The 14,529-nt window shown below is 64.0% G+C and carries 12 protein-coding genes; 1 reads left to right on the forward strand and 11 read right to left on the reverse strand.

Annotated elements, in window-relative coordinates:
- Positions 1–92: 92 nt before the first annotated feature.
- From AT302_RS02090 to AT302_RS02105, 4 genes are all read right to left on the reverse strand, one after another.
- Positions 93–338: a hypothetical protein gene (locus AT302_RS02090; protein ID WP_058376993.1), complete on the reverse strand. Its 246-nt coding sequence runs from the start codon at positions 336–338 to the stop codon at positions 93–95.
- Between the two features lie 590 nt (positions 339–928).
- Positions 929–1,114, reverse strand: coding sequence for a hypothetical protein (locus AT302_RS02095; protein ID WP_058376994.1), 186 nt, complete (start codon positions 1,112–1,114; stop codon positions 929–931).
- Between the two features lie 302 nt (positions 1,115–1,416).
- Entirely contained in the window at positions 1,417–2,637 is a 1,221-nt protein-coding gene (locus AT302_RS02100) for a porin (RefSeq protein ID WP_058376995.1), read from the reverse strand.
- 235 nt (positions 2,638–2,872) lie between these two features.
- Positions 2,873–3,763: an NAD(P)-dependent oxidoreductase gene (locus AT302_RS02105; protein WP_058376996.1), complete on the reverse strand. Its 891-nt coding sequence runs from the start codon at positions 3,761–3,763 to the stop codon at positions 2,873–2,875.
- A 272-nt stretch (positions 3,764–4,035) separates the two neighbouring features.
- Here AT302_RS02105 and AT302_RS02110 point away from each other — a divergent pair, with 272 nt between their 5' ends.
- Positions 4,036–4,839: an AraC family transcriptional regulator gene (locus AT302_RS02110; protein WP_058376997.1), complete on the forward strand. Its 804-nt coding sequence runs from the start codon at positions 4,036–4,038 to the stop codon at positions 4,837–4,839.
- A gap of 72 nt (positions 4,840–4,911) precedes the next feature.
- Here AT302_RS02110 and AT302_RS02115 read toward each other — a convergent pair whose 3' ends face one another.
- The 7 genes from AT302_RS02115 to AT302_RS02145 form a co-directional block, all read right to left on the reverse strand.
- Positions 4,912–6,933: an acetyl/propionyl/methylcrotonyl-CoA carboxylase subunit alpha gene (locus tag AT302_RS02115; RefSeq protein WP_058376998.1), complete on the reverse strand. Its 2,022-nt coding sequence runs from the start codon at positions 6,931–6,933 to the stop codon at positions 4,912–4,914.
- A gap of 233 nt (positions 6,934–7,166) precedes the next feature.
- Positions 7,167–8,231 carry a biotin synthase BioB gene (gene bioB, locus AT302_RS02120; protein WP_084655981.1) on the reverse strand — a complete coding sequence of 355 codons (1,065 nt, stop codon included), beginning with the start codon at positions 8,229–8,231 and terminating at the stop codon, positions 7,167–7,169.
- A gap of 60 nt (positions 8,232–8,291) precedes the next feature.
- Positions 8,292–9,047, reverse strand: a complete 756-nt coding sequence (gene bioD, locus AT302_RS02125; protein WP_058376999.1) for a dethiobiotin synthase — start codon at positions 9,045–9,047, stop codon at positions 8,292–8,294.
- The gene (bioF, locus tag AT302_RS02130; protein WP_058377000.1) at positions 9,040–10,248 is read right to left on the reverse strand and encodes an 8-amino-7-oxononanoate synthase; all 1,209 of its coding nucleotides are present in this window, start codon (positions 10,246–10,248) and stop codon (positions 9,040–9,042) included. The genes bioD and bioF overlap by 8 nt, the downstream gene beginning before the upstream one ends.
- On the reverse strand, positions 10,245–11,681 hold the full coding sequence (gene bioA / locus AT302_RS02135) for an adenosylmethionine--8-amino-7-oxononanoate transaminase (RefSeq protein ID WP_237172044.1): 1,437 nt from the start codon (positions 11,679–11,681) through the stop codon (positions 10,245–10,247). The genes bioF and bioA overlap by 4 nt, the downstream gene beginning before the upstream one ends.
- A gap of 346 nt (positions 11,682–12,027) precedes the next feature.
- Positions 12,028–12,819 carry an enoyl-CoA hydratase/isomerase family protein gene (locus AT302_RS02140; protein ID WP_058377001.1) on the reverse strand — a complete coding sequence of 264 codons (792 nt, stop codon included), beginning with the start codon at positions 12,817–12,819 and terminating at the stop codon, positions 12,028–12,030.
- 65 nt (positions 12,820–12,884) lie between these two features.
- The gene (locus AT302_RS02145; protein WP_058377002.1) at positions 12,885–14,492 is read right to left on the reverse strand and encodes a carboxyl transferase domain-containing protein; all 1,608 of its coding nucleotides are present in this window, start codon (positions 14,490–14,492) and stop codon (positions 12,885–12,887) included.
- Positions 14,493–14,529 lie beyond the last annotated feature (37 nt).

The raw sequence follows: 14,529 nt of genomic DNA on the forward strand, positions 1-14,529 counted from the left end.
ACCGGCTCGCCGAATGCGCGCCGGAACAGGTCATTGCCCTTCGGCGCGCTCGGGCGCCGTATCGGAACCGCGACGATCGATCGTGTCTTCGATCAGCGCACGCACAGGCGCGAGAACGCCGAGCGCAGGACGGCCGGGATGGCGGCGGCAAAGCCGAACGGGCGTGCCAGCGTTGCCAGCCCCTCGCCGTTGAGGACGCGCGAGCCTTCGAGATGCGTGGCGAGCACGCAAAAATCTTCGCGCTTCATGCCCACGCGTTGGCAGGCCTTGTCGAGTTGCTTCAGGTCGTTCGGGTGCAGCTTGAGGGTGACGGTAATGCGCTCTGGGTCGGTGTTCATGACAACTATCTTCTCTTTAACGAATACGTCGGGCATGTTGCGCGGATAGGCACATGCCGAGGCGCCCACGCGGCAACGGGATAGCGAGGGCGTGCGTGACCACAAACGCACGAGATCGCTCGGAAGACAGTGCATGGCGAATTCGTGGCCGGACGCTGACGTACCAGCGTGAGGCGGACGAACGCGCGATCCGGGAATCGAGGCGTCGGGTTGTCTGATGCAACGCGTGGGCAATACGAGGCTGTGGGCGCGCGCTCCGCCGCCCGAATGACCGGCGGCGGTACGGCTTCGACGCGTGAGAGCGATGCCTCGTAACAGCAGGGAGGGATGACTCTCCATCCGGCCATGACACGAGCGCCGGAAAACAGCAATGAGTACTGCGGACTACCACTGCGAGTAAAGCTAGATTTCACTACGACTGCTGAAGCCGCCGGACTGCGACGGGGACTGCGGTGATGCAAGACCTTCTGAACGACAGGACTGCGGGTGATGCGAGTACAGCGATAAAGCCGAACTGCCAACTACTGAATTACCAAAGACCGCTACTGCTACTGCTACTGCTACTGCGTCAGGACACTGCGCGAAAACGCTTACGCGGCGTCCTTGAACTGAATGCGCGAGCACGGCGTGCGGCGATGACTACGGCGATAACGCAAGACGCGGTCGATATGCGCCGAAGCTGCCAGACGTGTGGCTTTGCGATGCAGTTGATTCACACGCGCCGCCGAAATAGCAATCGCGACGAGGGCAATCAACGACCAACTGACGAAACTCACGACCCTTCTCCCGAATTCACTCACTGACTCGCGACAAGACAAACCGCCGCAAATCGATTTCCAAATGACTTCGAAAGCTCGGGGGACTGCCAGTTGCGTCTGCATCAACTTTTGATAGAGACGAATTCTAAATACTTTCCCGAATAGGGTAAACCCTGAAAATTCGAAATAATGAATTTTCATTAGCTAATAAGTTGAAAACATCCAAACGATCGTTTGAATGATAAGTGACTTATTTGATTGGGAAAATCGGCCCAAACCCGCATGAATAAACGAGATTGGGCCGATCGTGCAACGTCAGGTCAGAAGCTGTGCTTCAGGCCCATGCCGAGCAACAGTTGCGTACGTGCACCCGCATCGATGCCGTACGAACCGACCGACGCATTCGCTGCGACCGTATTCGATCCCGATGCGTCGAGCGTCTTGCCGGTCGCCTGCTGATAGCCGCCGATGACATACGTGGCCGTTCGCTTCGACAGCGCATAGCTCACACCGGCATTGAACTGGTTGTAATGCGCCGCCGTCTGACTCGGTCCGCGCAGCCGCGTGTAGCTGTAGCCAAGCCCGGTGCTCAGGGCGGGTGTTAGCGCGTAGCTGGTGAACAGATTGATGGTGTCGAACTTGGCCGTGCCGCTGAAGGCCGAAAGCCCATCGCTGGCGTATTGCGCATGCGAGTACGACACACCCAGAATGGCCGGCCCGATGGCGTACTTGCCGCCCACGCGTACGATTCGCACCTTGCTTGCCGTGCTCAGGCCGCGATTGATCGGTGAGTTGAACAGCGAACCAGCGCTGCCGGACCACTGGCGAAAGCCTCGAGTCGGCGAATCGGCCTTTTCGCTAATTTTTTCGCCGCCGTCGGCGAAGAAGAAGCCGGCGCCGAGGGCGATCGGTCCGTTGCTATACGCGCCAGCCAGACCATACGAGCGGCCGGAACCCGTCTTGCCTGCGACGTTACCCAGCGCATACATGCCTTCGAATTGCAGGCCGCTGTAGTTCGGCGTCGCATAGCGAATCGAGTTGTTGATGCGCGCGCCGTTGTCGTAGTTATCGACATCGCCCGGGGTCGCGAAGAACCCGCCGAAATAGCCATCGGCAGTCAGACCCTGCACAAGGTTGACGACCGGGTCGTACTGACGGCCGATCGTGACCTCGCCCCATTGATTTGCCTTCAGGCCGACGATGGCCTTGCGGCCGAACGCGAGACCACCGTTGCCTTGCTCGCCGGTCACGGCATTGAAACCGCTTTCAATCTGAAAGAGTGCCGTGAGGCCGTTGCCGAGCGACTCGGTGCCGCGCAGGCCCCAGCGGCTACCCGACAAGATGTTGCTGGTGATTTGCGATAAGCCGACCGGGCCGTTATTGCTGGCGACGTGATTGGCGTGAACAAAGCCGGAGTCGAGTGTGCCGTAAAGGGTGACGTTGCTCTGCGCATGAACGCCGGCCGGCAGCGTGGACAGAGCGAGGCTGGCCGCGAGCGCAAGGGCACGCGGACCGGTAAGCAGAGGGAGACGTTGTGTCATGGTGTCGGGCAGCGTGGCTGCGCGTGGTTGATATCGACACCGAGAATATTGTTGAATACCGGTTCGGAATCCTGATGAAAATTCCCATTGTCGTCAGAAGCCCGTCGCTGCGACGACATCACGCGAACGCCTATCGCGTTTCTAAGAACGATCCCCAAATTAAATGTAAAACGCCGCGATTTGCGGCGTTTTGTATTTGTGACGTTTTGTGTTGTTTGTCTTGCGGGAAAAGACGTTAGCCGGTGGTGTCGTCCTGTCCGGCGCGGCGCGCGGCCACCTTCGACAGCGCAGCCCAGTCCAGATGCCCCTCGCCGTGCGCGAGGCTATCGAGATGGTTATCGCGCAGTACGGTGCCGAAGGGCATCGGCACGTTAGCCGCTTCGCCGGCGAGCAACGCCAGTCGCACGTCCTTGGCGCCGAGCGAGAGCTTGAAGCCGGCTGGTTCGAAAGCCTGTTTGGCAATCGCCCCGCCGTAGCCGGTGTAGGCGGGCACGGCGAACACGGCCGTCGTGATCATGTCGAGGAAGTCGGCGCCGGGGACACCGTGGCCTTGCGTGAGGGCGGCGGCTTCGCTCATCGTCTCGATGGCGCTCGCGATCATGAAGTTCGACGCGAGCTTCACGACGTTGGCTTGTTCGGGCACGTCGCCGAAACGCCATGTGCGCTGACCGAGCACGTCGAAGATCGGTTGCACTTGAGTGAGCGTATCGGGGGCACCCGCGGCGAGAATGTTGAGCTTGCCGGCCTCCGCCACGTTCACCCGGCCCAGTACGGGGGCGGCGACGTAGCGCAAGCCAAGCGCGTCGCACTTCGTCTGCATTTCGCGCGCAAAGTCGAGTGACACCGTGGCCATGTTCACGACGATGGCGCCGCGGGCGAGCGCAGCGAGGGCACCGCCATCGTTCAGTACGACGCGGCTCGTGTCGTCGTCGGCCAGCATCGCAATGAGCACGTCGGCGCCGCGTGCCGCGTCTGCGGGGGTATCACACGCTTGTGCACCCGCTTTGGCGACGGTGTCGACCGGACCGCGCGAGCGATTCCAGACTTGCAGCGAAAAGCCCGCTTTGATGAGGTTGATCGCCATGGGCGCGCCCATGGTGCCAAGGCCGAGAAATCCGATAGTCATATGTTCTCCAGGTTCGTGCAACGTGGCGTCCCAAACCGCTTTGGCCACGTATCAACCGTGAGCATGACACCGAACGCAGGTCGGCGCAGCGCACGCGTACGGCACCTGCGAGAACGCCGCGCGGAGCGGGTAAGATGCACCGACGTGCGATGCAGTGGCGCGGATGCCTCACGCGCCGCGCACGTTTGCCTGATCGAACCATCACACCGTGGCATTCAAGTTGTCACTTGCGATTGCGGTCTCGACCGACCCGAACTTCCTTCACCCGCGCCATGACCGTCCGCTACAACTGGCCCTCCTTCAAGACGCTGCCGTATCCGGTGTACTTCCGCTACGACGAGTTCGACGCGCAGACGGCGTGGGTGCCCCATCGTCATGACTGGGGCACGCTCAACTACGTGGCGAACGGTGTGATGCAGCTTGAAATCGAAGGCGCGCGTTACCTTTCACCGCCCCAGTACGCGGTCTGGATTCCGCCGAGGGCGGCGCATGCCAGCTTCAATGCGCACGAGGTGATCTACCGCTCGGTGTATATCGATGCGTCGCTGGCGAACGTACTGCCATCGCATGCGGCCACCTTGCGTATCAGCGGCTTGCTGCGGGCGATTCTGTCGGACTTTGCCGAGCGGGGCGTGGCATCCCCCCGCACCGATGCCGACAAACGTCTGGCGCAGGTCCTCGTCGATCAACTGGCCCTCGCGCCTGCCGAACCGCGCTTTCTGCCGCAGGCGAATTCACCGGCGCTCGTGCGCATCTTGCAGGCGTTGCAGAGCGAGCCCGGCGACAACCGTACGCTCGCGCAATGGGCGCAGACAGCGTCGCTGACCGAGCGCACGCTGGCCCGTCACTGTCTGGTGGAATTGGGGATGACGCTGGGGCAGTGGCGGCAGCGCTTGCGCTTTCTGCGCGCCATTGAAGGGCTCGAAGCCGGGCACACAGTGAAGTCGATTGCGTTCGATCTGGGCTACGCCACACCGTCGGCATTCATCGAGATGTTCACCCGCCAGTCGGGACTGACGCCGGAGCAATTCCGGCGTCAGACGATTCTCGGCGAGGGGCACGGCGGGACGGTCTGATGCCGCCCCGAACCCGCCTCCGGCCTACCGCTTCGCTTGCCGCTTCGCTTGCCGCTTCGCTTGTCGCTTAACTTACCGCTTGAACGCCAGCAACTGCGCGCCTTCGGGCACCTGATCGCCCACGGCGTACAGCACTTCCTCGATCTCGCCGTCGGCGGGTGCGCTGATGGTGTGTTCCATCTTCATCGCTTCCATCACGAGCAGCGGTGCACCCTTCTCGACCTTCGTGCCGGCCGGTGCGAGCACCGCAATGACCTTGCCCGGCATCGGTGCGGTCAGACGGCCTTCGCCGCCTTCCTGCGCCCCCGCCTGCGCGAGCGGGTCATGCCAGCGCAACGCCCACGACTGACCATCGGCAAACACGTGAGCGAGGGCATGTTCGAAATCGACGTGTCCTTGCACGCGGCGCTCGCCCAGCGTCACGCGATACACGCCGCCGTCATGGGTATAGCGATACGGATACGTTTCGCCATCGACCGTGAGCGTGCTGGCCTGTGCGCCGCTCGTGAGCACCACGTCGTGACGCGTCTCGCCCTGATCGAACGACAGCGTGCGGCGGTAATCGCCGTTCAGACGCCAGCCGGTGGCGAGTTGCCACGGCGAGTGATGATCGATGCTGTCCTGATACTTGCGACGGCCGACGATGGCCTCGCGAGAGAGCTGTGCGGCCACGGCCAGCGCCAGCGTCGTGGCGGGCACGGGCGCGGCCCCCGGGAACAGCGTATCGCGATGGCGCTCGATCAGGCCCGTGTCGAGATCGGCACCGGCAAACGGTTCGCTCGCGACCAGTCGTCCGAGGAATGCGATATTCGTCTGCACACCCACCACACGGTATTGCCCCAGCGCGCGGCGCATGCGGGCGAGCGCTTCGTCGCGGTCCTGCCCCCACACGATCAGCTTGGCGATCATCGGGTCGTAGAACGGCGAGATCGTATCGCCTTCGCGCACGCCGGAGTCGATACGCACGGCGGCCGGTGTCGCGCCACTGCCGATCTCGAATTGCACGGCCGCCGGCGGGCGCAGCGTCGAGAGCGTGCCGGTGGACGGCAGGAAGTTGTTGTCGGGGTTCTCGGCGTAGATACGCGCTTCGAGCGCATGGCCGTGAATGCGCAGTTCGTCTTGCTTGCGCGGCAGCACTTCGCCTGCGGCCACGCGCAGTTGCCATTCGACCAGATCAAGGCCGGTGATCATTTCGGTGACCGGGTGCTCGACCTGCAAGCGCGTATTCATCTCCATGAAGTAGAACGAGCCGTCCTGATTGGCGATGAATTCGACCGTCCCCGCACCTACGTAGCCGACGGCACGTGCAGCGTTGCACGCGGCGTCGCCCATCGCCTGACGGCGCTCGGCACTCATGCCCGGTGCGGGCGCTTCTTCCAGCACCTTCTGATGGCGGCGCTGCACCGAGCAGTCGCGCTCGAACAGATAGACGCAGTTGCCGTGCGTGTCGGCAAACACCTGAATTTCAATGTGACGCGGACGCGTCAGGTACTTCTCGACAAGCACGCGCTCGTCGCCAAAGCTGCTGGCCGCTTCGCGCTGGCACGACGCCAGTGCACTGCGGAAATCTTCACTGCGCTCGACCACGCGCATGCCCTTGCCGCCGCCCCCGGCGCTGGCCTTGAGCAGTACGGGGTAGCCGATCTCGTCGGCGCGCGCGTGCAGGAAGGCGGCGTCCTGATTCTCGCCGTGATAGCCCGGCACGAGCGGCACGGCTGCGCCTTCCATCAGCGTTTTTGCGGCGCTCTTGCTGCCCATGGCGTGGATGGCACCGACCGGCGGGCCGATGAAGACGATGCCCGCGTCGTCGCAGGCCTTCGCGAACGCTTCGTTTTCGGACAGAAACCCATACCCCGGGTGGATCGCTTGCGCGCCCGTGGCCTTGGCGGCGGCGATGATGGCCTCGACGCGCAGATAGCTGTCGCGTGCGGCGGCACCGCCCACGTGGACGGCCTCGTCGCACACGGCAACGTGCTTGGACTGCGCGTCCGCATCGGAATAGACCGCGACCGTGCGAATGCCCAGACGTGCGGCGGTGGCTGCCACACGGCAGGCGATTTCGCCGCGGTTGGCGATGAGGATCTTGTCGAACATATTGCCTCCGGAAAATGATCGATTGGGGCGACGCTGGCTTTGGCCGCCGGGCCGGCAGGCTCACTTGTGGCGAACCGCCGGCGCACTCGCGCCTGCTTCTGTCCTGCTGCTATATCGCTACTTTCTTGCTATCTGTCGCCGCCGGTGCCGCGGCATCGTCGAATGCGATGCTTGTCGCGTCACCGGCGTTAAAACGTTCAAATCTATCGCGCCGCCGTCAGTGCGTCACTGTCTTAATGCGTCTTGCACGCCGACAGTCCACCCTCGGCTTCACCGCAACCGGCCGCTTCCGTGCCGAGCTTCGCTTCGGTCGACGTACGCATGCCCAGACGCGCGAGCAATTGACGATCGGCTTCGGCCTGCGGGTTCTGCGTGACGAGCAGCTTGTCGCCGTAGAACATCGAATTCGCACCGGCGAGAAAGCACAGCGATTGCAGCGCTTCGTCCATTTCTTCGCGACCGGCCGACAGACGCACCATCGCGCGCGGCATGGTGATACGGGCGACGGCGATCATGCGCACGAAATCGAACGGGTCGACGCTCTCGTTGTTCTCAAGCGGCGTGCCGTCGATCTTGATCAGGTTGTTGATCGGCACCGACTCCGGGTACGGCGACATGTTCGCCAGTTGCGCGATCAGACCGGCGCGCTCACGACGCGTCTCGCCCAGACCGACGATGCCACCGCAGCAGACCTTCAGGCCAGCCTCACGTACACGAGCCAGCGTGTCCAGACGGTCCTGATACGTGCGCGTGGTGATGATCTGCCCGTAAAACTCGGGCGACGTATCGAGGTTGTGGTTGTAGTAGTCGAGACCGGCTTCGCGCAGTTGTTCGGCCTGACCGTCGCGCAACATGCCGAGCGTGACGCACGTTTCCAGACCGAGCGCCTTCACGCTGCGCACCATCTCGCCCACGGCATCGACCTGATGCGGCTTCGGGCTGCGCCATGCGGCACCCATGCAGAAGCGCGTCGCACCGGCGTCCTTGGCGGCTTGCGCGGCGGACAGCACTTCGGCGATGGGCATGAGCTTCTCGGCGTCTACGCCGGTGTCGTACTTGGCCGACTGCGGGCAGTACGCGCAGTCTTCCGGGCAACCGCCGGTCTTGATCGAGAGCAGCGATGAGAGTTGCACGGCGTTGGCATCGAAGTGTTCACGATGCACTTGCTGAGCGCGGAAGATCAGGTCGTTGAACGGCAATTCGAACAGGGCTTCGATCTCGTCGACGCGCCAGGGCTTGTCGTTTTGGCGCAGGGCTTCATCGTGACCGTGAGCGGCGGTGTGGGCATGAACTTGCATGGTGTGTTTCCTTGAATTCTGTGTAATTGCTGTCGGTTCGATCACTTGCGCATTAGCGCATTAGCGCGGCGCGGGCGTGTGATCGAGCAGCGGCGTGATGTCGAGATAACCGGAGGCGGTGGCCGCGTCGGGGTGCGACAGATGCGGAATGCGGCCAAGCAGCGGTGCGGGCAGTCGTTGCGCTATGGCATCGATGTTCGCTTCCGCGTGACGCATCTCCGGATCGACGTGATTGGCAACCCAGCCGGCCAGCGTCAGACCGCGCGCGGCAATGGCTTCGGCCGTGAGCAACGCATGATTGATACAGCCGAGTCGCAGACCGACCACGAGAATGACCGGCAGGCCGAGTTGACGGGCCAGATCTGCGGTGTCGAGCGCGTTGCTGCCGGCGCCTAGCGGCACGCGGAAGCCGCCTACGCCTTCGACGATCACCAGATCGGCGCGTGCGGCCACGCGGGCGTAGCCGGCGCGAATGACTTCGCAGTCGAGGTCGATGCCTTCCTCGGCGGCGGCGATGTGCGGCGCCGTGGCGTCCTTGAGCACGTACGGGCAGTACCAGTCGTCGGGCAGCTTGAGGTTGCTCGCGTCGTGCAATTGTTCGACATCGTCGTTGACGTAACGGCCATCGCTTTCGATGGCGCCCGCTGCCACTGACTTCAGTCCGGCGCAGACGAGGCCACGGCGTGCGGACGCGTGCAGCAGCGCCGACGAGACGAGCGTCTTGCCGATTTCGGTGTCGGTGCCGGTGACGAAGAAGGCGTGGCGGGCGGGCGTGGGGCGCTCGGTGACCGGCGTCATGAGGTCTTGATTAGCCATGGGCGTGAGCGGTCCAGTCGCGGTCGAGTTGGTTGATCGCCGTCACGAGCCGTGCGACGTCGTCCTGCGTGTGAGCGGCCGAGAGCGTCACGCGCAGGCGCGAGGTCCCCGGGGCTACGGTCGGTGGCCGGATAGCCGGCACCCAGAGGCCGGCTTCCGCCAGCCCGGCCTGCGCATGAAGGGCCGCCGCATTCTCGCCAAGGATGATCGGCTGCACGCCCGTCGGTGACGGGATATGCCGCCAGTGCTTGAGCTTGAGCGAGCTGCGCAGTTGGAAGATGCGGGCCTGCAACGTCGCGCGCCGCTCACGGCCTTCGTCGCCGCGAATCAGCGCGAGACTGGTGAGCAATGCTTGCGCCTGCGCAGGGGCGGCTGCGGTGGTGAAGATATAAGGCCGGGCGCGATTGACGAGCCATTCGATCACGCTCTTGTGCGCGGCGACGTAGGCACCAGCAACGCCCGCCGCCTTGCCGAGCGTGCCGATGATGACGAGGTTCGGCGAGCGCAGATCGAAGGGCTCGAACACCCCACGGCCGTTTTCACCGACGACGCCAAAGCCGTGCGCGTCGTCGACGATGAGCCACGCGTTGTGCTTCTCGGCGAGCGCCAGCAACTGCGGCAGCGGCGCGATGTCGCCATCCATCGAGAACACACCGTCCGTCACGATCAGCTTCGTCTCAGCCTCGCTGGCTTCGAGCAGCGCGGCGAGTGCCTTCACGTCACCGTGCGGGTAGACATGCGTGCGAGCGCGAGAGAGACGCGCACCATCGATGAGCGAGGCGTGGTTGAGTTCCTCGGAGAAGATCTCGGCGCCTTTGGTGGCGAGTGTAGAGATCGTCGCCAGATTGGCCATGTAGCCTGTGCAGAAATACAGCGCGCGGCCTTCGACCAGATGCGGCGACATGAAGTCGGCGAGGGCGGCTTCGAGTTCCGCATGCGCCTGCGAGTGACCGCTGATCAGGTGCGACGCGCCGCTGCCTGCGCCGTAGCGCCGCGCGCCGTCGATCAGCGCCTCCACGATCTTCGGATGCGCGGCGAGACCGAGATAGTCGTTGCTGGCGAAGGCGAGCACGTCGCGGCCATCGGCGCGCAAATGCGGCTGGCACGGCGTGGACACCACGCGATGCGTGCGGCGCAGATGCGCACGGTCGATTTCGGCTAGCCCGGCTTCAAGGCGTTCAAGCAAAGGATGTGCGCTCATGCGGCCCTCCCCATGCTGTCGAAGCCCTGACGCATCGTGGCATCGAACGCGGCGATGGTTTGTTCCGCAAGCCAGTCGCTGGTGCTGTCGTCGAGCACGTACGGCGGCATCAGATACACCGTGGCGCCGAGCGGGCGCAGCAGCACGCCACGGGCACGCGCTTCGCTGTAGAACTGCTTGGCGAATGCACCCGCAGCGCCGGGGGTATCGGGCAGCTTCGCATCGAAGGCCCAGATCATGCCGCGTTGGCGGAAGTGCATGGCGCGCGCATCGTCGGCCAGCGGCGCGAGGGCCTGCGTCAGACGCTCGGCCCGCGCGACATTGCGTGCCAGCACGTCGTCGTCGGCAAAGATATCGAGCGTGGCGAGTGCCGCGCGGCACGCGAGCGGATTGCCCGTGTACGAGTGCGAGTGCAAAAAGCCGCGCGCGGTGTCGTCGTCGTAGAACGCGTCGTAGATGGCGTCGCGCGAGAGCACCAGCGAGAGCGGCAGATAGCCGCCGCTGATGCCTTTCGAGAGCGTGAGCAGGTCGGGCCAGATGTCGGCCTGTTCGCACGCGAAGAACGTGCCCGTGCGGCCACAGCCCACTGCGATTTCGTCCGCGATCATGTGTGCGCCGTGGCGATCGCACAACGCGCGCACTTCGCGCAGATAGGCCGGGTCGTGCATCGCCATGCCGGCGGCGCACTGCACCAGTGGCTCCACGATGACGGCGGCGACACGGCCCTCGCACTGCGTGAGCAGCGAATCGAGTTCGGTGGCCGCGCGGTGTGCGACGTCCTCCGCCGTTTCGCCGTCACGGGCGAGACGTGCGTCGGGAGACGCGACCACGTGAGCATGACGCAGCAGCGGGTCGTACGCGTCGCGGAAGAGGGCGACATCGGTAACGGCCAGTGCGCCTAGCGTCTCGCCGTGATAGCCGTTTTTCACGCACACGAATTCGCGCTTGTCGCTGTGGCCCTGATTGCGCCACGCGTGAAAGCTCATCTTAAGTGCGATCTCGACGGCAGACGCGCCGTCACTCGCGAAGAACGCATGGCCGAGCACGCCGCCAGTGAGTGCCGACAGGCGCTCGGCGAGGGCGACGACGGGTTCGTGCGTGAAACCCGCGAGCATCGCGTGCTCCAGACGGCCAAGCTGGTCGATCAGCGCCGCGTTGATGCGCGGATTCGCGTGACCGAACAGATTGACCCACCACGAGCTGATCGCATCGAGGTAGCGCTGGCCGTCGGTATCGACCAGCCACGGGCCGTCGCCATGCGAGAGCGCGACGAGGGGAAGCTTCGCCTGCTGCTTCATCTGCGTGCAGGGGTGCCAGACCTGACGCTGACTGCGTGCCGCGAGATTGCCGGGGCCTGACGCGTCAACGCGTGCAGTGGGTTCGGCGATGGTGGGGGGGTGCCCTTGCGCTTGCCGGATAGGGGCGTCCATCATTGACTCCTTCATGCGCCGAGGCGGGCGACGCAGGTGCGGATGCACCGTTGTCGATTCGCCCGGCTGGCCGTCGTCAGGCATACGCAAGGTGCGTTGCTGGACGGGGCCGGAGGTGGGGGATGGGCGCATGGTAGGCAAAGCAATTTGGCAGGGCAATAGGCGGAAATGGCGTGAAATATCGTGCTCTTGCGAGCTATAGCTCGACGTTATCGATAAATTCTTAAAACCTGCCGATAACGTTGCGGCATCTCCGCCGTCACCCCTCCCAAAATAAATTTGTAACCGTGTTGCAGGCAATGTCGCGATGTTTTGACGCTACGCGCCGAAATTGCCGGTTTTTTCAGGCTCAGGACGCGTCGCGCCACGACGGCGAGCGCTTCTCGAGGAACGAGCGCACGCCTTCGCGGCCTTCGTCGGACGCCCGGATCGTGGCGATACGATCGGCCGTCTCGGCAATGGCTTCGTCGTCGATGGCGCGGCTGGCAAAGTCCTGCACGAGGCGCTTGCACTCCTTCACAGCGTTCGGGCTGTTATCGGCCAGCGCTTTGGCGAGGGCCTGCACGGTGGCGTCGAGTGCGTCGGCGCTCACCACTTCATGCACCAGACCGTGACGCTGCGCGGTGGCTGCCGTGAAGCGCTCTGCGGTGAGGAAGTAGCGGCGCGAGGCGGGCTCGCCAAGCGCACGAATCACATACGGGCCGATGGTCGCGGGAATCAACCCAAGGCGCGCTTCCGACAGGCAGAAGTGCGCCGTGTCGACGGCCACCACGATGTCGGCCACCGCCGCGAGGCCCACACCACCCGCATACGTATCGCCTTGCACGCGCGCGATGACCGGCTTCGGGCAACGGTAGATGGTGTTGAGCATGACGGCGAGCGTCATCGCGTCGGCACGGTTCTCGGTGTCCGAGTAACCGGCCATCTTCTTCATCCAGTTCAGATCGGCACCGGCGCAGAAGGCGACGCCCTCGGCGGCCAGCACGATCACGCGCACGTCGTCGTTTTCGGCGAGCGCGCGAAACGTGCCGGTCAGTTCTTCGATGACCGTTTCGTTGAAAGCATTGCGAACGTCGGGGCGGTTGAGCGTGACCGTGGCGACGTGGGCGTCGACGCTGAGTTTGAGCGTGGCAAGGTTCATGGCGGCAAATCCTCGACGGCCCCTTTCACGCAACAAGCGATATAGGGAAGGGGCCGGTGTGTTCATTACATGCGGAACAGGCCGAAGCGCGTTTCCGGAATCGGCGCATTGAGCGCGGCCGACAGGCCGAGCCCGAGCACCGTGCGGGTATCGGCAGGGTCGATCACGCCGTCGTCCCACAGGCGGGCGCTGGCGTAGTACGGATGGCCCTGACGCTCGTACTGATCGCGAATCGGCTGCTTGAACGCGTCTTCTTCGGCGGCGCTCCACTGACCGCCCTTGCTTTCGATACCGTCGCGCTTGACGGTCGCCAGCACCGACGCCGCTTGCTCGCCACCCATCACCGAGATGCGCGAATTCGGCCACATCCACAGGAAGCGCGGCGAATACGCGCGCCCGCACATACCGTAGTTCCCGGCACCGAACGAGCCGCCGATGATGACCGTGAACTTCGGCACGTTGGCCGTGGCGACGGCCGTCACCATCTTGGCGCCGTGCTTGGCGATGCCTTCGTTTTCGTACTTGCGCCCGACCATGAAGCCGGTGATGTTTTGCAGGAAGATCAGCGGAATCTTGCGCTGGCAGCACAGTTCGATGAAGTGCGCGCCTTTTTGCGCCGACTCCGAGAACAGAATGCCGTTGTTCGCGACGATGCCGACCGGGTAGCCCCACAGATGCGCGAAGCCACACACGAGGGTGGTGCCGTAGCGTGCTTTGAATTCGTCGAATTCCGAGCCGTCGACCAGACGCGCGATGACTTCACGCACGTCGAACGGCTTCTTCGTGTCGGCGGGAATCACGCCATACACTTCGCGCGGGTCGTACTTCGGCTCGACCGGTGTCTTCACGGCCACCGTGGCCGGCTTGCGGCGGTTCAGGTTCGCGGCGATGCTGCGCGCGATCGACAGCGCGTGGGCATCGTTCTGCGCGAAGTGATCGACGACGCCCGACAGGCGCGTGTGCACATCGGCACCGCCAAGGTCTTCGGCGCTGACTTCTTCGCCCGTGGCGGCTTTCACCAGCGGCGGGCCGCCGAGGAAAATCGTGCCCTGATCCTTCACGATGATCGACTCGTCGCTCATGGCGGGCACATACGCGCCACCGGCCGTGCACGAACCCATCACCACGGCGATCTGCGGGATGCCCTGTGCAGACATCGTCGCCTGGTTGTAGAAGATGCGGCCGAAGTGATCGCGATCGGGGAAAACGTCGTCCTGATTCGGCAGGTTGGCACCGCCCGAGTCGACCAGATAGATGCACGGCAGATGATTCTGCTCGGCGATCTCCTGCGCGCGCAGGTGCTTTTTGACCGTCATCGGGTAGTAGGTGCCGCCCTTGACTGTGGCGTCGTTGCAGACGATCACGCACTCCTGCCCCGACACACGGCCGATGCCGGTGATGATGCCCGCGCCCGGCGCGTCGTCGTGATACATGCCGATCGCGGCGAGTTGCGAGAGTTCGAGAAACGGCGAGCCCGGATCGAGCAGTTGCTGCACACGCTCGCGCGGCAGCAACTTGCCACGGGCCACATGCTTCTTGCGTGCGGCTTCGCCGCCGCCGCCCGAGAGTTGCGCAATGCGCTCGCGCAGGTCGTCGACCAGCGTCTGCATCGTGGCCGCGTTGCGGGCAAAGTCCTCGCCGCGCGGGTTGAGCTTGCTTTCGAGAATCGGCATGTGACGAAATCCGGTGGAGAGTGAGTTGTCGTTAGGT

It is taken from the genome of Pandoraea norimbergensis, assembly GCF_001465545.3.
In the GTDB taxonomy this organism is placed as follows: domain Bacteria; phylum Pseudomonadota; class Gammaproteobacteria; order Burkholderiales; family Burkholderiaceae; genus Pandoraea; species Pandoraea norimbergensis.

Excerpts from the sequence above, each read along its gene's own strand:
- AT302_RS02105 (WP_058376996.1), bottom strand. The coding sequence starts at position 3,763 with ATGACTATCGGATTTCTCGGCCTTGGCACCATGGGCGCGCCCATGGCG.
- bioF (WP_058377000.1), bottom strand. The coding sequence starts at position 10,248 with ATGAGCGCACATCCTTTGCTTGAACGCCTTGAAGCCGGGCTAGCCGAA.
- AT302_RS02090 (WP_058376993.1), bottom strand. The coding sequence starts at position 338 with ATGAACACCGACCCAGAGCGCATTACCGTCACCCTCAAGCTGCACCCG.
- AT302_RS02115 (WP_058376998.1), bottom strand. The coding sequence starts at position 6,933 with ATGTTCGACAAGATCCTCATCGCCAACCGCGGCGAAATCGCCTGCCGT.
- AT302_RS02100 (WP_058376995.1), bottom strand. The coding sequence starts at position 2,637 with ATGACACAACGTCTCCCTCTGCTTACCGGTCCGCGTGCCCTTGCGCTC.
- bioD (WP_058376999.1), bottom strand. The coding sequence starts at position 9,047 with ATGGCTAATCAAGACCTCATGACGCCGGTCACCGAGCGCCCCACGCCC.
- bioA (WP_237172044.1), bottom strand. The coding sequence starts at position 11,681 with ATGATGGACGCCCCTATCCGGCAAGCGCAAGGGCACCCCCCCACCATC.
- AT302_RS02110 (WP_058376997.1), top strand. The coding sequence starts at position 4,036 with ATGACCGTCCGCTACAACTGGCCCTCCTTCAAGACGCTGCCGTATCCG.
- bioB (WP_084655981.1), bottom strand. The coding sequence starts at position 8,231 with ATGCAAGTTCATGCCCACACCGCCGCTCACGGTCACGATGAAGCCCTG.
- AT302_RS02140 (WP_058377001.1), bottom strand. The coding sequence starts at position 12,819 with ATGAACCTTGCCACGCTCAAACTCAGCGTCGACGCCCACGTCGCCACG.
- AT302_RS02145 (WP_058377002.1), bottom strand. The coding sequence starts at position 14,492 with ATGCCGATTCTCGAAAGCAAGCTCAACCCGCGCGGCGAGGACTTTGCC.